Genomic DNA, 21,991 nt, shown 5'->3' on the forward strand with positions numbered 1-21,991 from the left:
GGAATCTCGCAATTCCGGCCTCATGAGGTAAGATGGTCATCTTACCTGCAGCACGATAACGTGTGCCATTCCGTTTGAGACTACTCACCGCTTCCTACCTTCATAGGGACAAAGGTACGGCTTTCGGGACAAAGGCTCCGAGACGACTTCGCACAAAGGATTACGGCGAAGGTTTCAGCTTTCCCTCCGCTCTCTGGGCATAAGAGCCCCTGCGCTTTCTTCTCTTCATAGCAAACTGGATATTCTTGTTGGTCACTATATTAACATATGCAAACTTGATTTTTCAATACCCCGAGCATCCATTCTTTTACTTTTGAATAAAAGCTTAAGGTATGGTCACCGCAGCAATTCCTAAGAAGTATTACTCCCTGCGGCCATGGAGTCCATTATTTTCCTGATCTATTCAGGGAAGTCATTTTACTTTGCCTTCCCCGGCATAATGCTGTACAAAGTCGATGCGCTGGGCCAAGGTCGGATGCGAGCCGACGAAGAATTGCACCAGCGGCGGAGGATTGACATCCGACAGGCTGTTGGCAGCCAGCTGTTGAAATGCCCGTATCCCCTCATCGGGATTCTCTCTCAGCTGAATGGCATATTCATCGGCACTATGCTCCTGCATTCTGGAAATCGCATTGTCGATGGGAGATGCTGCAAAGGTAAGCACGGATACCACCAGCAGCAGGACCGGAAGACTGGCAATATCCGTAAGACCCCTGAGTCGCAAGGTGGAGCCCCATCGCTGATGAATCCAGTTCCATAAGCGGTATACCAGCCAAAACCCGATAAAGCTTTCTACAATACCCCATAACGTCCCCCACAGTACATGCTTCTTCACGTAATGCCCCATCTCATGAGCCATAATGAACAAGATTTCATCCGGCTTCAGCTTTTGCAGCGTCGTGTCCCAGAGCACGATTCGGGTCGTAGCTCCGATCCCGCTGACATAGGCATTCAAGGTATTCGTCTGCCGGGATTTATCAACCTGGTACACCTGATCCGCAGGGATATTCGCCTGCCTGGCTTCGTCCAATATTTGCTGCTTCAGCTCCTGATTCTGTAAAGGCTTGAAATCATTAAAGATCGGCTCCATGACCACCGGCTGGATAAAGGTAAAGAACAATGTCAGCGGGATCGAGGCCGCCCAGCCTATTAGCAACCACCGTCTCGGGCTTTTGTTAATGACCCAGTACAAAAGCCAGTACATCGGAATGGAGACGATCAGATTCACGCCGAAGCTTTTGCCAAGATCCAGCATCCACGCTCCGAAGCTTTGATTGGTCAATCCGTAGGACCGGTCTAATTGATGCAAATAATAGCTTAACGGAAATTGGATCAGCTCCAGCAGAAGCTGCAGCATCAGCAGATAGACGGCCATTTGCAATAGCGACCATCGAAAGAGTCCTTCAGATCGCCGTCGCAGCCAGGCTGAAATCCCCAAAGTCAGCAGCAGGAATAAAATCCCCCACATGACCGGGGTCGATATAAAGTAAGAGAGATAGCCGATTGTTGACAGCCGGTGTATGCTTCGAATTTGCTCGTCCGTCATAAAGGTTCCCGGATCGGCAGGACCTCCGCGAAGCGCCTCCGGTACATAAGCCTCGGGCTGATGAAGGAAGTAGTAGCTTACCGCAGCGCAGTAAACGATTAGAATGACCAAGCCGATGAGTCCTCGTTTCATAATTCTCCTCCCCTTCGGATGTCTCGGATCAAACAGGCTATCTCCTCATTATAGTCCATTCTTTTCCTATTTATCACATCGAGGGAGGAGCAAGTCTTAACTTTAACCCTGTAAAGTGAGGCCTTGGCTTCGAAGCGGATTCTGTCACTTTGCGGGGAGCCCCGAAATTGATAGAACAAAAAACCTTGGCTGATGCCAAGGCTTCGTTCTCTACACATGCGAAGCTTGTTACTGCTTAACCGTTTTATTATACTGCTGAATCTTGGACGTAATCTCCTTAGCGGCTGCGTCGAGTGCGTCCTTCGGCGATTTTTTGTTATTTAATACCTCCTCAATGGCTCCCTCAACGATCTGTCTGGCTTCAGGGAACACGCCCATCACAGCTCCTTGGGTCGCCGTATTCAGCTTCGTTTGATGCAGCTGATCGATAGCTGTCTGGAATTGCGGGAATTTCTTCAGATTGTCTTTCACGCTTTGTTCGTCATAAGCTTTCTTAGTAATCGGGAAGTAACCGGTATTAATATGCCAGTAGGCCTGCTCCTTAGGTGAAGTCAGGAATTTGATGAATTCCCAGGCCGCCTTCTGTTCGTCGTTCGGCTTGTCATTCATTATCCATAAGCTGGCTCCGCCGACGACAACACCGCCTTCCTTGGCATTCGCCGGCTTCGGCAGGAAGCCTGTTCCTACCTGGAATTTCCCTTCCGCATTATCGACCAGCCCTTTCAGAGAGGCTGTCGATTCCAGAATCATCCCCACCTGCCCGGCCGAGAACGCCTTCTTGGAATCATCGGTTTTGCGGCCGAGATTGTTAGCTGCCTTCGTATCGATCATTTCCTTCCACCAGGTCAGCGTCTTGATACCTGCTTCACTGTTCACAGTGGACTCTGTTGCCATTGACGTACGCCCGTTGCCGTTATTCACATACTCGGCTCCCTGGTTGGCAAAAAACTGCTCCATGAACCAACCGTATATGGCGAAGTTCGCCCCTGTCGCTTTCCCGGTTTTCGTAATCGCATCCGCCGCTTTTTGCACCTCCTCGAACGTTTTGGGAGGCTTCTCCGGATCCAGTCCCGCTGCTTTGAACAGATCTTTATTGTAATAAAGGATAGGGTTGGACGTGTTGAACGGCATGGAATTCAGCTTCCCGTTCAGGGTATAGTAGCCGGTAATATTGGGTTCCAGCTGAGTTAAATCGAATTTGTCCTCGTCGATGAATTTTTGCATAGGGGTAATTGTCTTGGAGTCAATCATAAAGCGGCTTCCGATCTCGTACATCTGGACAAGACTCGGGCCGTCCTTGGAGCCCATGCTCGCCTTCAGCTTGCTGAGCAAATCGTCGTAGGTGCCTTGAAAAATCGCCTCTACCTTGATCTTATCCTGGGATGCGTTAAAATCCGCTACGAGCTGATCGACCACTTTGGTATTGGATCCGCCCATGGCATGCCAGAATACCACTTTTTTCTGTCCTGAAGACGAGCTTCCCCCCTTGTCGCCAGCTCCTGTTTCCGGGTTGCCTCCACAGGCTGTCGTAGCCAGCATGATAGCTGCAACCGCGAGACTCCATAACCCCTTTTTGCTCCTAAGCTTCATCGTTTCACGCCCCTAATCTGTTTGATGTATAGAAAACTTCGATATCGAAGTATCTCTAACCGATTGATTCTCTCGCCTATCCCTTGATAGCACCGGCTGTAATGCCGCGAATCAGCTGTTTGACGCCGAAGGCCAGCATAATAAAGGATGGCAGCAATACAAGGGAAACACCGGCCAATATTAAATTCCAGGACATGACCTCTTCATGCTGAAGCATGGACACCCCGATCTGAACCGTTCTCATCGTCGGTTTGTTCGTAATGAGCAGAGGCCATAAATAGGCGTTCCAGTGGTTGATGAACACGTACACGAACAAGGTAGCTACTGCAGGACGCGACAATGGAAGAACGATTGAGAAAAAGGTGCGAAGCTGTCCGCAGCCGTCGATTTTGGCCGCATCGAACAGCTCGTTCGGAAGCTGCAGGAAAAATTGCCGCAGCAGGAATACGCCGAAAGCGCCGGCCATGAAAGGAACGATCAGCCCTTGATAGCTGTCCATCCACCCTAACGACTTGATAGTCAAGTAGTTGGGAATGACGGTGACCTCCCAAGGAATCATCATGGTGGACAAATATAACAGGAAGAGCGCATTCTTAAACCTGAAGGTCAAAAACGCAAAAGCAAAGGCCGCCATGCTGGAAGTAACGACTTGACAGACAGTAATGGCTGAGGATACGACAAAGCTGTTCACGATAAAGCGGATAATAGGCACAGTCTGGAGAGCCTTAGTGAAATTGCCGAGATACAACTGATGCGGGAATAACGGCGGCGGGAAGACCGCGACCTCTTTTTCCGTCATGAACGAGGAAAGGATCGTGAACAAAAGCGGATACAGCACGGCCAACGCGAGTGCGGCCAGCAGAAGATACAGAAGCGTTCGGAATAGTCCTCGTAGGATCACTGGTAATGCACCTTCTTTTCCAGAACTTTAAACTGGACGATTGTCAGGAGCAAAATAATTAGGAACAATATCAAGGCCTGCGCACTGCCGATGCCGAAGCGGAAATTGATGAATGCATCCTGATAGATGGAGAAAACAACGACGTTGGTGCTGTTAATCGGACCGCCCTTGGTCAAAATATTGATTTGGCCGAAGGCCTGAAAGGCGGAAATAACCGAGACGATGAGGACAAAGAATAAAGTCGGGGACAACAAAGGAAGCACGATCTGGATGAAGGTTCGGACAGGTCCGGAGCCGTCGATTTTGGCACTCTCATACAGCTCCTCCGGCACACCCTGCAAGCCGCTCAACAGGATAATATAGACGAAGCCCATATTCATCCAGACCGTCATTAACGAAACCGACAGCAACGCCCAAGAGGGGTCGGCCAGCCAGGAGATAGGAGATATCCCCAGGAATCCGATAAAATAATTCAGCATCCCGGCCGTAGGGTGGAACAGCAGCAGCCAAATGATCGAGCCTGTACCGACGGAAATGACAATCGGCAGCGAAAATACGAACTGAAATACCTTCATTCCTCTCAGCTTGTTATGTGTCAGCGCCGCCAGCAAGAGAGACCATACAATCGTCGTTGGTACCGTCAGCACAATAAACATCAGGGTTACCTTCAGATTGGAATAAAATTGACCGGAGGAAAACAGGTCCACATAGTTATCCAGCCAGACGAAGGCGGCTACACGCCCGCGCGGATCCGTTAAAGTCATGCTAAGATAGACGGAGCGGAGCATCGGATAAAACAGGAAGCAGATAAACACAAGCAGTGATGGAGCCAAGAACAAGAACCCTAGCAGCTCTTCTTTCTTTTGGGATTTTTTTGCAGATGCATTCGTGGACGCAGACATTGATGAGCCTCCTTTCCTTTTCAAAATTGGACAAAAAGGTAAAGCGCTTACTCCTGTCGCCTAAATCAACCCTTCCCTGCGGCTTCACCATTAGGAGAAACTTAGTATTTTCCGCAATGTTCGAGATCTATGGGCAAACAAAAACACATAAATCGCCTTCATCAATCGAAGCAACCTATGTGTATATTCTCCGGATCTCCTACACAATGTATTAACTTGTGAACTTATTGTAAACGCTATCAATCGTACTGTCAACCATTATTTTCCGTTTTTATTTGTCCTGCGGTCTATTAATTCTAATAAGGTTATGTCCCGCCTCTTGTGTTCCGGAAACAGAACAGGCGGATGTATCGCATCCGCCCTTAATATCAGATTATTTCACTTTTTCCAGTGGAATGGTCCAGTCTGCTTCCGGAATCCAGGTGCTGTTCGCGAACTCCCAGCCCCTTACGGTTACCTTATCCTCGTAGACCTGCACGTACATGCCCTGCGATTTGGTCAGAGGCTCGGGATTGCGCGTAAGCCCTACAGAAGCATTGACGAACCAATGGAACGTCTCTTTGGTGTAGTGGTTGGAGCCGTTGTCGAAATCCTGATGCGTATGGCCGGAAATGACGAAGACATTCGGATACGGCTTCAAGATTTCCCTGAATTGATTGGCCCGAATTAATCGATGTGAGCCTCCGTCCTGCCCGATCGCAGGCAGAGGCTGATGAATGAGCACGAAGATCGGCTTCCCGTCCGTAGTCTCCTTCAGCTTGGCTTCCAGCCATGCCATCTGCGCGTCGGAATACCAGGCGCCTTCCCCTACCTCCGGCATTTCCTGAAGATAGGATTCCTGCGACATGAGAATGAAATGATAGCCCTTGATATCAAAATCGTTATACGGCTTCGTATACCAGAACATCTTCTGGAATCGTTCCCTCGACTCGGCATCGGTCTTGCCGTTCGGCATCGAGGTCGTATTGAATGCGCCGCTCTTGTCGATCCATATATTATAATAATCATGATTGCCCATATTGGCGTACAGCTGCGGCAGCTTGTAGCTGCTCAATATCGATTGCAGCGACTTGTACTCGAGTTCCGTGCCGTAATCCGTTAAATCCCCGCCCAACAGCAGCGCATCTACCGGATGGCTGAAATACTGAATCTGGTACAGCGCGTTTCTCAATTTACGTGGCGTATTTTTATCATAGATCGAAACATGCAGGTCGCTTAATACAAAAAAAGACAACAGCGGCTCTGTCGAAGCCACGGGCTTTACTTCTTCTATGACCGTATCTGTCTTGGTTTCTTGCTCCGCCTTCGAAGTAAAAGATTGGTACAGCATTTTAAATAAAGCGTTGACCGATCCGTCTACTACAACACTCATGCTAAGCAGCATTTTTACAAATTCACGTCTAGTCATACGATCCCTTCCGTTGTTACGCAACAATATCATTATGTAATCCAGGACTTGGAGCCCTTACCCTATCATAACAATAACCCTCGTTATCTTCAAATCTACGATAGACCTATTTATAACGATAGACTAGGTGGAAGAGTGCGCGAGATAAAGAGGCTGAGCAGCTCTCTGTCCGCCCAGCCTCGACTATTACAGATTATTTAAATACCTTCATCCGTTCCTCTATCGGTTTGAACTGCTTCTCTCCAGGAGGAGCCGTCGGCTTTCCGAACGGCATTTGGGCAATCAGCTTCCAGGTATCGGGCAGCTTCCAGGCTTCTCTCACCTTCTCGTCGATCAACGGATTGTAATGCTGTAGATTGGCGCCCAGCCCCTCACTTTCCAGAGCAGTCCAAATGACCATCTGAAGCATTCCGTTCGATTGCATCGACCAGTTCGGGAAATGCTCCTTATACGAGGCGAATTGGGCCTGCAAGCCTTCGACGACAGCCATGTCTTCAAAATACAAAATGGTTCCGCAGCCGCTCCGAAACCCGTTCATTTTTTGCTCCGTTGACTGGAAGTCTCCCTTCACGATGGCGCGCAGCGTTTCTTTGGTCAAATCCCACAGCTTGTTATGCTGCTCTCCGAACAAAACCACCACCCTTGCGCTTTGCGAATTAAAGGCGGATGGCGTATGCTTCACCGACTCTTCGATAATTTGTACAATCCGGTCATCGGGGATCGGCGACTCCTTGCCGAGGCCATAAATCGTACGTCTTTCGCGTACGGCCGTCATAAAGTCCTTGCCAGTACTAACGGTTCCTGCCATAGTCTATCCCTCCAATATCCATATATTTTTAGCAACTGACGTAGTATTTGCCTTGATATGGATGGCTATACCATGGGGAAGGCAAGAAAAAACGAACTGCCTTCGCAGTCCGTTCCCTGAATCATTGCTCCAGATTATTAGCCTTCCTGTCCGTTTCCAGCAGCTTGACCTTGGCATTCGTCAGAACATTGTTCTCCACCGTATAATTGGAGCTGCCCGTACCTGCATATCGGGTCGATATCCCTTCGGACTCAATGTTAGAGGTCAGCGTATTGCCTCTGATGATCGCCTCTTTAACGGTAGAAGGATTATTCCGGGTCCAATAATCTCCGATCATGACCATGTAATCCGTCGGTCTGGCAAATTGATTCGCTTCGAGCACGTTGTTTTCGAACACGACCTTAGCAGCTTTGACCGCTTTAAAGGCATACAGCTTATCAATCAGCTCAAAGGAAGAATCGGTTACAGTCACTTCAGCCTTCTCATTGTTAACCAGAATGCCTTGATTGACTCTTATCGTACACCCGTTAAACGCATACGCTCCTGCATCATCCAGCATGATGCCCCCGTTAATGGAACCGCCTAATGACTCCAGATCACAATCATTGTACGTCCCAAGCGGCAAATTCATCGAGGTGGCATTGACAATTTTGATACGATCAAAAATACTCCCTTTGGCTACGCCTCCGGTCATTGCTCCCCCGTTCAAGACAATGTTGCTTAAATGTATCGGGCTTCCCCAGATGGACAGCTCGCCGCTCTTATTGTTGTTCATCGTTACATTGGAAGCTTCAACGCCGAAGGGCTGTTTGCTGCTGATCGCAAACTTGGAATCCGTGAATGTCATACCGTCTATGCTAATATTCGGCCCCTCGAGGAAGGTATAGGAATTATTCATCTCATTCCCTTCGAACTTCACATCGTGGTACGCATAAATGCTGGTACCGTCAAAATGATTGTCCTTGATCAAGGCGTTCGTAAAAGGAGGCGATACCGCCAAGCCAATGACGCCTTTCGAGGCCAGATGATTCCCCTCGACCGTTGCATGATGGCCATCATACAGAACCACGTCATAGGATGCGTTGTTATAAAACCGGTTCTCTTTAATAAAAATATTGCTGTTCATATGGCCGTTCTCGCCATAGCCCGCTTCCACATCGATCCCTGCCTGCGGAGCCGTTCCCTTCATATCATGCAGCTCGTTATTGGTGATCGTGACTTGATCGCCCCCGGCAATCGTTATCCCTTGTCTGCGGTTAAATGCAAACTCCGAGTTTTTGACCACGACCTCCTTGGATACGGCACGCTGCCAAAATTCCACATAGGACCCGACGCTTCCCGCTTGCTTGAACACGATATTGAAGCTGGCTGCTCCATCAGGGATTTTCATAATTTGACGTACCTGCTGATCCTTTAAGCTGGTCAAAAAGCTTCCGTCCTGCTTGTAGAAAAAGACATCAAATGTATTCGGGAGCTTCTGCCGGTTGGACAGCTCGAATTCCCGCTCCGTTTGAAAAATAGGATTATTAAAGTTTAGCAGGCTCTTTAGACGGATTTTGCCGGGATCGGCAATCGGGTTGCCCTTCTCATCGATTGAACCCGATACAAAGCTCGTTTCGTAGAGATCCTGAATCATCGTCCCTTTGCCGCCTATAAATAAACCGTCGCCGGTAAAATTAACCGATTTGACCCCATCAATCGTCACGTTAATAGCGCCTTCGGTAACGATCCCGTAGCCGCCTTCGTGAGTTCCTCTTGCGGAGTAATCATGGCTATCCTTATCTCCCCGAAAGGTTCCTCCTTTGATGGTCACGTTATTGGCCCCGTATCCGATGTGCAAAGTCTGATATCCTGTGAAGCCGTTCGTTTCCTTCTGGATGACCGCCTTCTCGTCAAGCTCAAAGGTCATATCGGGGACCATATTGATCCGAGCCGAGGTATCCAAAAATAATTTGGGATCCTGCTTTTTAATCAGATACGTTCCGGCCGGAACCTTGAATGTGGTCTTTCCATTCTCATGCGCCCATTTTAACGCATCATTAAAGCCCTTGGTCGTTTCTACCGGATGCGTGCCATCGTCGTAGATTCCCCAATCCTTGGGAACCAATTGATACACCTTATCCGATGCATCGGCAGCTGTCCCGGCTGAATCCGCCGCGGCCGCGCTCCATTGAAAGGAAAATAACAAAACCAGAAGTAAAATAAGCCTCATATCATTTCTCCACCACTCTCCGCATTGGTTATCCTCTATCTTCAAAACCAGATGGACTGTCATACCCTGCTAGTACAAATCAATACGGTTCCCCCTTCCGTATCTGTTTCTCTATAAAGCCCTAGGAAGATTTTGTCATACTATGGCATATGTTTCAAGAAAGACCAAAGTCACAAAATCAAGCTAATGCTCGTTATCCCATAGGTATGTTAGGAGAGGGGATGAAAATACAAGACAATAGAACTATCCGCGGTCTGGGTCTAAAGACATAAGAAGAGTCTGCAATGCGAAACCATGAGTTCAAAAGCTGGATCAGATACTTTGCGGGGAACTCCCGGAACTTATATAAGATCAAAAAAGCATCCTCATCCCTCGCCATGGGCAAAGGATAAGGATGCTTTAAGCTAAAGCTTACGGATAAAAGGTGTTTTGCGGGGTCGTTGTCGGACACCAGCGGGATTTCAGCAGAAAGTCGATCAGCACGTTTTTGGCCGTATCCGTACCGATGTAATGCAGCGCTTCCGCCGCATGACCGCGAACGTACCGGTTATCGTCCTCCAATGCCTGCTCCAGCGCAGGAACCGCTTTATCTGCCGCTGCTCCCATCCGGCAAAGCGACAGACCTGCTGTGAAACGGACCTGGACGTCCTCATCTTGAAGACATTGGATCAATCCGTCCACAACCTGTTCGGTTGGTTCACCGATCAAGGCAATCGCCTCGGCAACGGTTTGGCGAATCACAGCAGGGGGGGACGGCTCCAGCAAGGCCAGAAGCTTCGGAACGGAAGAGGAAGCCAGCCCGCGCAGCTCACCGAGAGCGAAGGCGGCATGAACAACGGTCTCCGTGCGCTCTGCAGAGAGAACTGCCTCCAGCCCGGCCACGGCTCCGGCACCTGCTGCCGATAATCCGTAGGCGGCTGTCCGCGACACCTTAACGCTGCTGTGATGGAGCCCTTGAAGCAGCGCTTCGATTCCCTTGGCTCCCCTAGCGGCCAGACCGTATGCGGCGTTAATCGCATTAGGCTCGAAAGCATCCTCAAGCTGAGCTGCAAGCTCCTGCACTTGAGCGTCATCCGCCTGAACGGTGTCGGCCAGACTCCCTACTTGACCGGAGAGCCAGTTCCAGGTGTCTCTCCACATATCTTCATGCTCTACGATGCTGGTGCTGAATGACACCGGCTTCCTCCATTCACGGTCCGTGCAATCCCAGCTCGGAGACGTCGGGGCCTCCGTTCTCATGAATTCGAATTTAAGCATATATCTTGGCTTGCCAAGAATGTTCGGTGTCGAGCGATGCCAAATATCGTAATGGATCAAAGCGAAGGTGCCTGCCTTGCCGCTTGCAACGGCTTCTCCCTCCACATCATCCGATTCAAATGTACGGGTCTCGTAATTTTGAGTTCCCGGCAAGACACCGGTAGGTCCCAGCTCCACCGGAGTATCCTGTGGGAAATACATGACCATTGCCCACCAAGGATGGTGATTGCGCATTTTTTTGTAGCCCCAGTAGCTGTCCTTGTGCCACCCTCCCGCTTTAGGAGAGGCATTGAAATGACCGTGACGGTGCGTATGCATCAGGTAGTTCGGTCCAAGCACACTCGTTAAAGCCCCTGTCACGATAGGGTGGTCAAACACCTTCTGCAAATCGCGGAGACGCGGCAGCAGGTTATTGCCCGGATTCCCCTCTTCCTCGTATACCTGATTCAGCTGCTCTGTGAGCCTTTGATGAAATTCCTCCGGAAAATCTGTCTTAAGGATCAAAAACCCTTCCGTGATAAACCTTCTCATTTGCTCATCATTTAATAGTACAGGTAATTCGCGGCCCATGACATTGCCTCCTTAAATTTGGTTCATATTGTGTTCTTGAATCAAATTATAGTCATCGGGCTGGAGGCTTCACATACAGAATGCTAATTCAAATTTGCACAAAAGTAAGGATTATTCGAACAAACCAAGGTCCTCCATGTCGAGAACACGGTCCGCCCACTCCTGGTAAAACGACTGTTCATGAGATACGAGCAGGATACTACCCGTAAATTTGATTAAAGCACTCTGCAGCGCATCTTTGGTCTCGGCATCCAGATGATTGGTCGGCTCATCCAGAATCAGGACGTTGGAACCCTTAAGCAGCATTCGGCACAGCTTCACCTTGGATTGCTCTCCGCCGCTCAGTGTTCGGATGGATTGCATGACATGAGCTTCCTTGATACCGCATCGGGACAGATGCCGGCGTATATCCTTCCCATTCATTTGCGGGAAGGCCTCGGCTATAATCTGGACCGGTGTCATTCCGTCGTCCTCCCAGCGCAAATCCTGCTCAAAATAGCCGAGCCTTGCTTGCTCCGCAAATTTGAATGTGCCGGAAAGATGGGGGAGCCTTCCTACCAAGGTCTTCAGCAGAGTGGACTTGCCTATGCCGTTAAAGCCGGTAATAACCAGCTTCTCCCCGCTGGCCATGGAAAAATTCAATTTAGGCAGCAGCGGCTTCCCGTAGCCTACCTCCAATTGACTGACCTCAAGCACCGCCTGCGAGGTAAGCGGCAGCTCCCTGAATGTAATGGACGGCTTAGAGACGAAAGTCGGAGGGGCGATTCGTTCCAACCGGTCAAGCTGCTTTTGCCGGCCTCTTGCGATTCGGGAATTGACACCCGCTTTATTTTTACGGATATAGGCTTCGGTCTGCTCGATCTTCTTCTGCTGGGCATGGTATTGACGAATATGGTCCTCCCGCAAGTGAGCCTTCTGCTTCAAAAATTGCTTGAAGGTGCCGTAATATTTCCTTACGGTTTGGCCTTCAATATCGCAGATGCTCGTAGCCACGGCTTCCAGGAACTCATAATGGTGGGTTACCACAATGAAGGCCTGCTTGCTAAGGGATAAATACTCGGCCAGCCAGTCAACGTGCTCCTTATCAAGAAAATTCGTCGGTTCGTCCAGCAGCAGCACGTCCGGCTTCTCGAGCAATAGCTTTGCCAGGATGACTTTAGCTCTCTGACCGCCGCTTAAGCTCTCAATGGACCGGTCAATCCCTATCGCATCGATTCCTAAACCGTGCACTACTTTGTTGATAAGGCTATCGATAGAAAAATAATCGAGAGCGTCAAGGCGCTCTTGTACCTCTGCGGCTTTCAGCAGCAGCGCTTCATCGCCCGTGGCTGCGCTCTGTTCATATAATCGGTGCAGCTCCGCTTCCAGCTCGTAAGCCTCCGCAAAAGCGGCTTGGAGGTACTGCAGAATCGACTTGCTTCCACTGATTTCGGCGTATTGATCAAGATGGCCTATTTTACAATGGGGCTGCCATTTAATAGTTCCGCTATCCGGGATGATCTCGCCCGTCAAAATACGGATCAGGGTGCTCTTCCCTGTCCCGTTTTGGCCGACGACTCCCAAATGTTCTCCCTTATAAAGCTCCAGCTGAACGTTCCTGTATAAAACTTTATCCCCGTAAGCATGGGACATATCGTACACTTCAAGCAAACTCATTTTGCATTCCTCTTTTCCTTAAATATGTGATAAACAAAAAAAACAGAAGGCAACTGCACCCTCAGGTGCAAGCCTTCTGCTTCTCTGTACACAGCAAGCCGTGTACCGGGAATATAACTTCAGCGATGGAAGCTGAACGGTTATACACAAAAGGCCGCAGACAAAACCTTGTCTGCAGCCTCTTAATCTCTATCACCAACCGACGGCACGACAAAATAAGCGTGATGAACACACTATTTTTTTCGGGCTATCGGTCGATGAAATAAAAAGCAATTCGCTTTTTTTGATTAAGCTCCGGACAACGTTTCATCGTTTTTATCCGTTTGTACGGAGCGGCCTTTGGCAATGCGTTTAACCGTTTTCAAGCGTTCCATTTGAAACCTTCCTTTCATTTGGTCACAGTTTATTATGGTTGCTTCCTTTTGTCAAGTCATATTCATCCCAAGGGAATTCAATGAATTCAAGCTCAACTGAGCAACGAAGGCAGTCAAGGAAGCTTGGATGGAAGAGACATCGGCACACCGGAGCCTTCATTAAGTTATGTCTCTAACTTTCCGGACATGATGCAAGCTTTGTTATTCACAGCCTTCGCAATAACGAATAGCCCATTAAACATCTGCTCCAGCTCTATAATGTGCAGTCCCGCCTGCTGCAAATCATCCAAAGTGGTTCTGTTCAGGTGGCAGCCGCCGCAGCACCGCTTCCACCAGGGTGTCAGCCAGTCCTGAAGCGTTCCCCAAACCGGATGAGAGATTCGAACGTGCTCCATTAAGATGATATGTCCCCCGGGTTTACATACCCTTGTTATTTCGCGCCATGCCGCCATAGGATCAGGTATCGTACAAAATACCAAGGTACCTGCAACACAATCAAAGGTATCCTCCTCAAAGGGCAGGCTCTCCGCCCCTGCTCGAACCACATGAATGGGAACTGCAGATGCCTCAGCAAGCGGAAGGGATTTCTTAAGCATCACTTCGTCGGGCTCGACTGCAACAACCTGGTTCGCGGATTTATAGTACTTGAAGTTGGCTCCCGTACCCGCTCCAATCTCCAGAACCTTTCCCCTGGCTTGTCCAATCAGCCGCTTACGGATCGCACCAAAGGCGTAATGCTCCAAAGGCTGCATCCACAGATCATAGGTTTTGTGAAAAAATGAACTCATTGTCCGTCCCCTTTTTTCATACGGATTCTAAATGGGTATACATCCAACCACCTATTACCAACAAGGCGTACCGCAGTCGTATGACCGTGGTACGCCTTGTTCTTCATATCCCGTTGTGTCTTAGTGGATAAGCTATACCTAGCTTGTACGTGCAATCTGCCGCTGAGCGAACTCCAATACTTTTCGCAAATGTTGTTCCCCTGTAGAATGCCCTCGGAACGGGTAGATGTGCAGCTCCTTCTCCGACTGGATACGGTTGTAGGCGGCAAACACCGTCTCCGGCATGCAGACAGGGTCCTTCATGCTGACGGATACCATAATGGGTATCTCAATCCGGTCAGCCAGGTTCATGTTGTCAAAATAACTCAGCGTCCGCATAACCTTCTGCCAACGTTCAGGATAACGGGATATATATTCGGCCGCTTCGGTTAATGAGCCTGTCGAATGAAAAATTCCCCAGTCCATATGGCACATGTTCGGAATATCCGCAATGGCAAAGGAAGGCTTCCGGCTTAGCGCGCTTAAGATCATAGCCAGCCCGCCTCCCTGGCTCGCTCCAGCTACTCCTATGCGGTTCGGGTCGACCTCCGGCTGCTCGCTAACCCAATCTACCGCACGCAGGCAATCTATAACCAAAGCCTTGTAGTAGCAGGTATCCTTATCGTCAATGCCTTTGGTTATCCAGCCCTTCGCCATGCCCCCTTCTTGAGGCAGCAAATCGCCCGTTCCTCCCGTTTGGCCCCTAAGGTCGATCGCAAACACCGCCATGCCGGCCAACAGCCATGAAGCGTAGCTTTCAGGCAGTCCGCTGCTCCCGGAATAACCGTGAAACATCACGACACAAGGATAGGCTGCCTCCTGCCACATGCTCGGGACAAGGTACCACCCGGTAACTCTCGTATCGTCATAGCCTTTATAGTGTACATGGTAGGCTTGTACACCGCGCATCGTGGTGGAAACCTGCGCTCGCTCGGCTTCGACCTTCCCCTGCTGGGCCCATTCTTCCAAGGTATTGCTCCAATAAAGATGCAGATCTGCGGGAGCCGTCTGCTCCGGAGTATATTGATATAATTCTGCTATTTTTCGATCCAAATAACCCATAAGGACTGCCTCCCCGCCTGAAACCTCCAGGCACGCATTATTTATGTACCGATGAGATTTTTTCAAAAATATGTACGAAGGTTTCCAGCTCCTCCTCGTTTAAAGGGGACAGGTATCGCTCCAGAATTCGGCTGTAATGCTGCAGCTCCTGCTTGAGTACGTCGCTCCCATATTCCGTGATGGAGACGAACACTTTTCTTCGGTCATCGTGACTGTATTCCCGGGAAATGAGGTTGTCCTGAACCAGTTTATTCAGCATCGTCGAAACCGAGCTCGTATGGATCCCAAATTTTCTGGCCAGCTCTGTAATTGTGCAGGGTCCGTCCTCCGATATCAATTTTAGAATGTAAAATTGCGCCCGTGTCAGCTCCAGCTGGAACTGGCTTTGCATCGCGTTTGCAATTTCCCTCTGTGTCTTGTGCATCGCAATCCGTATGCGGAGAGCGTAGGAGCTCAAATCGCTCATCCCTCAACCTCCTTTCTATGTTTTGCTAACTCCCCTTACTAAACATATGTACTAGTCTCATTATAACAGGTCAGGCTCTTTCTTGAAGCGCTTTATATTGAAGAAATGCCGAACCTGATACAACATAAAAAAACAACCAGACCGCCGGTCCCGCCCGGCAGCCTGGCTGCAATGGAATGGTTATTTTTAAATCGACGGTCCTGTATGTTCCTCGCAGCGCTTAGCGGATTTGAATACTGCCGCTGAAACTTTGCCCCCGGATCTCGGCAGCAGGCGTTCCTTCCGCAGCATTTCCTTTCCAAATCAGGATGCTGATCAAGGAGGAAGAGCTGCGGCGCCCGTTTTCTACCATGATTCGTACGGTATAGCTAGCTCCCTGCTCATCTACGGCACGGCCTTGGATAAAAGCGCTTGAATCCGATGCCGCGATCCAATCTGCGCCGTTCATCGTCAGACGAAGTCCTTGCGGTTCTGCGTGAATGGTTGCGGATCCGCTCACTTTGCCCGCATTACGTTCCCACTTGCTTTCCAAATGAACCTTGTTCGCCTTGGCGCCGAATAGCCCGGAAGGAACAGGAGCATTCGTATGTCCGTTCACCTGAACGGAGCCGTAGGTGGCCGCATTCACCGTCATTACAGCCGATGCGGAATGCTCCGTATAATAAGGATTGGCTCCGATCGCCGCTTTCACCTCATACAATCCGGCTGGCAATGTCTCCGTAAGATTCGCTTGACCGTATACATTCGTCTGCACCGTTGAGGACACAACGGGCACAGAAGTGCCGTCAGCCCGCAATGCTCTCAGATCAAAAACAACTGGAAGATCGTTTACCGCCCCCGGCTCCCCATCATCCTGCTGCTGAATAACGGCGGAAAGCGTCACATTCGTACGATCCCAGTTCAAAGGGGTGGACAGAGCGAGGGTCGCCTCCTCCTTCTGCACGGTCAGCTTCCCGGAGGCTGAGCTAGGCTGGAGTGTCAGGTCGGCAGATCCCGCGAATACCGCCTTCAAGTCATATGGTGCAGAAGAGCCTGACGGCACACCTGCCTGGACACGGTAATTCAACAGTGCTTCTCCCGAAGCGTCCGTTGCAGCCTCCCCTATTCTCCCTTCATTTAAGAAAAATGAGACTGCTTGCCCCTGCAGCGGCTTCCCGTCCTTGTCTGTTAGGTACGCATGAAGGGGTGCCGTATCACTGTAGCTGTAGACGGCGTCGCTAACCGATAGGCTCAGCTTGGTCGCGGACGTATGACCTGCTGCAAACACTTCATTGAGATTGTTCCAAGCATCCTTGGTGTTGCCGTGACCGCTGTACTTCACATAACGGGCTTGAGACGGCTCAAATGAGAATAGCTGTAGTCCCCCTGTCTTCCCATTGCTTTGCCCGCTATACACCCGTTTCCAATCGGTCCCGTCCACGGAGATGTCCAGATCAAAGAAATAAGTATCCTTGTCGCCATTCAAAAATGATGCGATGAAGGTATCGATCCTCTTGCTCTCCCCCAGGTCGAAGGCAATCCAATGCTCACCCTTGGCAGCCCAGCGCGTAGCCAAATTCCCATCAATCGTATTGGACGGAGGAAAGCCGGAGTTATAACCAGGGCTCGACGTAACCCCCTTAATGTGGTGAGGAACCAACCCCGACGGCTCATCCCCGTAAACCGGTATCGAAGTGAATCGAACGGAATACTGGGTTTGCGATCTCGGATCCTGATGGTCCTTGACTGTAATAATCGCAGTGCCGAACGGTTCCTGGGCCTGAGCCACCTCAATCACATTCGTTCCGGTCGCGCTGACGACAGGAATGACGGCGGTTCCTGCCGGCATGGCGAATTTATAGCTGAATACCGCCGGATCGAATCCCGCAATTGGCTGCCCATTCACCTGAATGCCATCCAGCTTGGGGGACGGAAAGACGGGCGGCGTGCCATTGGCTGTTGCGCTAAATTCCATACGGAAGGACGGATGCCCTTCAAATGTGCGCTGCGGCCTTAATTGCTCCACCGTATTGTTACCGATGGCAAGGGCATGGTCATCTGCTGTGACGATATAGGTAAGTCCGTTCCGTTTCTCTACATGATCCACCAGGAACATTTCACTAAAGCCCTTTTGCTCACTAATCCCGTTCGGGTACGAGCCGTTTCCATCGGGAATGACCTTGTAGGTGCCGAATTGCAGGGACACCCATTTTCCTTTCCAAGCATCGCCTTCCGGAAGGTTCGCATCCGTAATAAGTGCGTTGACATCCGAGCCGTCCGCGATTCGAACTGCTCCTGTCACGGTCCCCTGATAAGAAGCAGGACCGATAGTCAGCGCCTTATCTCCGTATTGGAATTTGCTTCCGGAAATCAGATAAGGCTTAGTGAAGCCGCTTCGTTCATACATAATTCCGATCTTGCCGTTCAAGGAATATTGCCCGTCTGCGGTTGTAATGGTTTGGTCCACTGGGTTACTTCCAGTGACATCCGGATGGTTCAAGTTCACCAGCACGACGTCCTCACGACCGTTATTGAATTTGACGGAGAGCGCCACATGCTCCGGATCGTTATCCTTAAGCGGTACCCGGCTGATGCTTGCTATGGCCGATTCGCCGTTCAACGGCTCCATGACGCTGATAAACAAGCTGTCCAGATTGCCTTGACCCGGAGCCTCCCGCTTAACTATCAAAGACGGACGCCAGAATTGATAGATATCGTCATACTGCTTATCCCGGTAGGAATGAGGGCTCTTGCCAAGGTAGACCTGATTATTGCCATCGTCTACCATCATAATCCGTGTTCCGATCCCCCCATCCTCCGCATCACGGAAGGTAACGTCCCATTGACCCGGAGATTGGCCCGTGCTGACGTCCCTGAACATGCCGTACCAGTTCCGCACGTCTCCTTCCTTTACCGGATCGGTCCATTTTTCATTATCCGGGAGGAGCGGATAGGGCTTATTTATGTTTTGCAGCGGAAAGCTGGCTTCCGCCGTTTCGTCAAACTGGGTGGATCCGTGAAGGAAATATTCATGTGTGTTTCCGCCTGTAACCTTGAACAAGTCGATCAGATAGGGATGCTCCGGATCGATAGTATTCATCACGTTCACGCGCTGATATCTGGATGCAGTGCCGGGGTAAGCCCAATTGCTGTACACCTCGGACGCCTCAATGCCGTCGATGCCGGGCTCATACAGGGAAAGATTGCCGCCTGTAAACGCATGGCCGACGTTACCGGCACCCTGCTTATTCCCGCGAAATTGATTCGATTGATTCACGACAACCGTGTTCATAGCCAGCGTATCGCTGGTAAAATCGCGTGCCGCAGTGTGGGAATAACGTATACCCCCGATCAATTCCTTCCCGAAGCCGAACAAGGTCGCAGAGAGCACATTCGGATGAACATGATTCGCCATGTCGTTGAAATTGAGGTTGTATTGTGTTTGTAATCTCCCTGCCCCGTCACCCAGCATTAAATGTCCGTATGCGGGAAGCAGGCGGGACTGCGTCGCATTGCGTTTGGAGGCTCCTCCTTTGGTCGTATCGCCGAACGGAGGCAAATCCCCGTCCGGAAACGCAACAATCTTCTGGGCCTCCTTGGCATTCGCCAGGAAATCGGATTGTCTGACGATCTTCTCCTTCAACGCTTGCTGGGCAGGCGATTCCGGCTGATGCGTCTGGAAATAGGTTTGGATCAATTGCGAAATCGTGTAGTTGGAGTTGGCATAGCCAGCGTGGTAGGAGAACGATTCAGGAAACATGCCATCCCGCTTGAAATTTTCTCCGACGGTGATATCCATGTATTGGCTCAGCCAATCCAACAGCTGCGGCTGGTGAAGAACCGTAGCCACGCGGGCAATGGCCTCAACAGCTCCGGAGAGGTTAGTGGACGTATGGACCTTCATCGACTGATAGGTGGTCAGCCAGTTTACGACATTGAGAAAAAAGTCATTGCGGATATGCTCCCGCACATCGTATCCCTTGCTTTGGGACAGCTCTTGGAGCGCCGCACTATCATAGATCCGGTCGAAAGCGAAGATCTCGCCGGAATGCATTTCATGCGCGATCCCGTTATGGTCGCTGACCCGTTGGATATCCGTATTGTAATATTTGGCAACCTCATCGGCGCTGATGAGATTAGCCACATTTTTGCTGGTCATGTAGAAATCCGGCACAGCGGTAGCCCACGCATCCAAAGCGATAGCGGCTCTGCGGGCGTATTTCTCATCACCGGTCGCCAAGTAAGCGTTTGCCAAAATCGGAAGGTTGCTCGACATGAAGCTGGTTTTTTCATAATCAATGCGCGCCTGGATGAGGTATTTCTTCCCGTTGTATTGCACATAGGGGACCTCCACCGTCTTTCCGCTCATGACTTTTACGGATATATACTGATAAGGATACTGGGAGTTTGGGAAGGCAAGGCCTTTCGTTGTTTGAATTTTATCGGGGTTTGCAGGGCTCCATACCCAGCCATCGCTTCCATCGAACGGTTCGTTCAATACCGAACGCGGGGACTGCTTGGGCACGAGATTCAGCCATTGCTCTTCCGTGTACTGGCTGAGCAATCTATCAGCAGTTGCGATCGACGCCTGCAGCTCGGAGGCACTTGGCGGGTAATAGGGATGAGCCGGCGCCGAAGCAGCCGAGACGGTCGGGCCGGCATCAGCAGGGTTCACCGCTGCAGCTGAAGCGCCGCCTGTATCCATGACTGCAAACATTTGAAATAATAAAATCAAGCTTGCCATCGTTGAACGGTGTTTCATTATGAAAATCAACTCACTTTCTTACGGATGGGTTTGGTAAGTGGATGGTCAATGACCGAACTGAACTAACCGCTATTCAAAAAATCCCCCCATTCTCTTTTATTTGCTGCAATGGTCCGGCAAAAGTCGAGAGTGCCCGAAGCGCCGGGAAGCCGCCAAAGGTTCCCTGTCGTTTCGATGTGTTCTCATTATAGAAACAAACCTGTAGGATGACTATGGAACAAATTAACCACTACTTGTTTAAAATTAACATTTCATTTCACAAGATGCCGACCTCAAGGAATCAATCAGGCACACTGCTCCTTATGGCCGCTACTGTACCGATACAGTTCAGTAAATGAATGTTGTTTGGGTCGGTCCTTTGCTATACCATGCAGTTAATGGAACATGTTCACGGACAATAAACCGAGCTTTGAGCGGATAAGGTGGTTATGATGAATACTGACAAAAGCTTAAGACTAGCTTATGTATGCATGATTTTAAACGCAGTAATTATTGGCTTCTCCTTCTTGTTTACCAAAATGGCGCTGGCGCAAGCGAGCCCTATAGACACACTGGCGTTTCGATTCGCCGCTTCGTTCGGGGTTATGTCGATCCCGGTTGCGTTCGGGTGGGTTAAGCTGAACTACCGCGGGAAACCGCTATATAAAGCGCTGCTGCTTGCAGCGATGTATCCGTTAGGCTTCTTTGCATTTCAAGCCTTCGGGCTGCAGCACGCCACCTCCGCCGAGGGGGGCATCCTGTTTGCATTCACTCCCGTCATAACGGCAGCGCTCGCCTCTATCTTTTTAAAGGAAACAACAACCGGCCTGCAAAAGCTGTCGATCTTCCTGTCGGTATTCGGTGTAGCGTTCATTTTTGTGATGAAAGGGGGCGGCTTCGAGCTGTCCAGCACGCTGGGGATTCTGCTATTGATTCTCTCGAGCCTGGCTTCCGCCGGATACAGCGTACTGGCCCGTTCGCTCATGAAGGCTTATACCCCCGCGGAAATCAGCTACTTCATGCTGGGCGTTGGGTTCGTCTCGTTTCTGGTCATTTCCTTAGTGGATCATACGTCGTCCGGGACAGTTGACGTTCTTCTAGAACCGCTTTCCGACGGTTTCTTTATCCTCTCAGTGCTTTATCTGGGGATTATGTCCTCGCTAGTCACTGCTTTAACATCCAACTACGCTTTGTCCAAAATCGAAGCATCCAGGATGAGCGTGTTCAACAATTTAGCGACCATAGTCTCTATCGCGGCAGGGGCGATTTTTCTTGGGGAGGACGTTACGGTGTATCATCTCATCGGCTCTCTCTTGATTATTGCGGGGGTTCTAGGGACGAATCTTCTGGGGCGAAAAAAAAGCGCAGGTACAGTGAAACAGCCCTCATCAGTAGACGTATAGATCGTTAGGTAAGCATTCGTGCCATTCATGTTCTGTCTGCTGGGATATAGGTGGAATAACAGGTCAACCGAAAGAGCCAAGAACTGGAATATCCCATGGATGTCCAGACCCTTGGCTCTTTATTGTAACAACAACCGTTTCGCCTCTCTTCGTA

Annotated in this window: 14 protein-coding genes; 1 reads left to right on the plus strand and 13 read right to left on the minus strand. The window is 50.1% G+C overall.

The window, feature by feature from the left end:
- Positions 1–412 precede the first annotated feature (412 nt).
- From GGC63_RS00965 to GGC63_RS01025, 13 genes are all read right to left on the minus strand, one after another.
- Positions 413–1,678, minus strand: a complete 1,266-nt coding sequence (locus GGC63_RS00965) for a M48 family metallopeptidase (RefSeq protein WP_192700742.1) — start codon at positions 1,676–1,678, stop codon at positions 413–415.
- Between the two features lie 228 nt (positions 1,679–1,906).
- Positions 1,907–3,268, minus strand: a complete 1,362-nt coding sequence (locus tag GGC63_RS00970) for an ABC transporter substrate-binding protein (protein ID WP_192700743.1) — start codon at positions 3,266–3,268, stop codon at positions 1,907–1,909.
- A 76-nt stretch (positions 3,269–3,344) separates the two neighbouring features.
- The gene (locus tag GGC63_RS00975) at positions 3,345–4,169 is read right to left on the minus strand and encodes a carbohydrate ABC transporter permease (RefSeq protein ID WP_079908928.1); all 825 of its coding nucleotides are present in this window, start codon (positions 4,167–4,169) and stop codon (positions 3,345–3,347) included.
- On the minus strand, positions 4,166–5,071 hold the full coding sequence (locus GGC63_RS00980) for a carbohydrate ABC transporter permease (RefSeq protein ID WP_079908927.1): 906 nt from the start codon (positions 5,069–5,071) through the stop codon (positions 4,166–4,168). The genes GGC63_RS00975 and GGC63_RS00980 overlap by 4 nt, the downstream gene beginning before the upstream one ends.
- 373 nt (positions 5,072–5,444) lie before the next feature.
- Positions 5,445–6,479, minus strand: a complete 1,035-nt coding sequence (locus GGC63_RS00985; RefSeq protein ID WP_192700744.1) for a metallophosphoesterase family protein — start codon at positions 6,477–6,479, stop codon at positions 5,445–5,447.
- 193 nt (positions 6,480–6,672) lie between these two features.
- Positions 6,673–7,287 carry a nitroreductase family protein gene (locus GGC63_RS00990; protein WP_192700745.1) on the minus strand — a complete coding sequence of 205 codons (615 nt, stop codon included), beginning with the start codon at positions 7,285–7,287 and terminating at the stop codon, positions 6,673–6,675.
- A 121-nt stretch (positions 7,288–7,408) separates the two neighbouring features.
- Positions 7,409–9,499: a right-handed parallel beta-helix repeat-containing protein gene (locus tag GGC63_RS00995; RefSeq protein ID WP_192700746.1), complete on the minus strand. Its 2,091-nt coding sequence runs from the start codon at positions 9,497–9,499 to the stop codon at positions 7,409–7,411.
- A 411-nt stretch (positions 9,500–9,910) separates the two neighbouring features.
- Complete coding sequence (locus GGC63_RS01000) at positions 9,911–11,326, minus strand: HEAT repeat domain-containing protein (protein ID WP_192700747.1); 1,416 nt, start codon at positions 11,324–11,326, stop codon at positions 9,911–9,913.
- Positions 11,327–11,437: 111 nt separating this feature from the next.
- Positions 11,438–12,982 carry an ABC-F family ATP-binding cassette domain-containing protein gene (locus GGC63_RS01005; RefSeq protein WP_192700748.1) on the minus strand — a complete coding sequence of 515 codons (1,545 nt, stop codon included), beginning with the start codon at positions 12,980–12,982 and terminating at the stop codon, positions 11,438–11,440.
- 538 nt (positions 12,983–13,520) lie between these two features.
- Positions 13,521–14,144 carry a class I SAM-dependent methyltransferase gene (locus GGC63_RS01010; RefSeq protein WP_192700749.1) on the minus strand — a complete coding sequence of 208 codons (624 nt, stop codon included), beginning with the start codon at positions 14,142–14,144 and terminating at the stop codon, positions 13,521–13,523.
- Between the two features lie 138 nt (positions 14,145–14,282).
- Positions 14,283–15,245, minus strand: a complete 963-nt coding sequence (locus GGC63_RS01015) for an acetylxylan esterase (protein ID WP_192700750.1) — start codon at positions 15,243–15,245, stop codon at positions 14,283–14,285.
- Positions 15,246–15,282: 37 nt separating this feature from the next.
- Positions 15,283–15,711 (minus strand): MarR family winged helix-turn-helix transcriptional regulator, encoded by a 429-nt coding sequence (locus GGC63_RS01020; protein WP_079908911.1) that lies wholly within the window; start codon positions 15,709–15,711, stop codon positions 15,283–15,285.
- 220 nt (positions 15,712–15,931) lie between these two features.
- Complete coding sequence (locus tag GGC63_RS01025; RefSeq protein ID WP_192700751.1) at positions 15,932–20,452, minus strand: discoidin domain-containing protein; 4,521 nt, start codon at positions 20,450–20,452, stop codon at positions 15,932–15,934.
- Between the two features lie 434 nt (positions 20,453–20,886).
- Between GGC63_RS01025 and GGC63_RS01030 the strand changes: the two genes are divergently transcribed.
- Positions 20,887–21,837 carry a DMT family transporter gene (locus GGC63_RS01030; RefSeq protein ID WP_192700752.1) on the plus strand — a complete coding sequence of 317 codons (951 nt, stop codon included), beginning with the start codon at positions 20,887–20,889 and terminating at the stop codon, positions 21,835–21,837.
- Positions 21,838–21,991 lie beyond the last annotated feature (154 nt).

The organism is Paenibacillus sp. OAS669, from assembly GCF_014873645.1.
Lineage (GTDB): Bacteria > Bacillota > Bacilli > Paenibacillales > NBRC-103111 > Paenibacillus_S > Paenibacillus_S vulneris.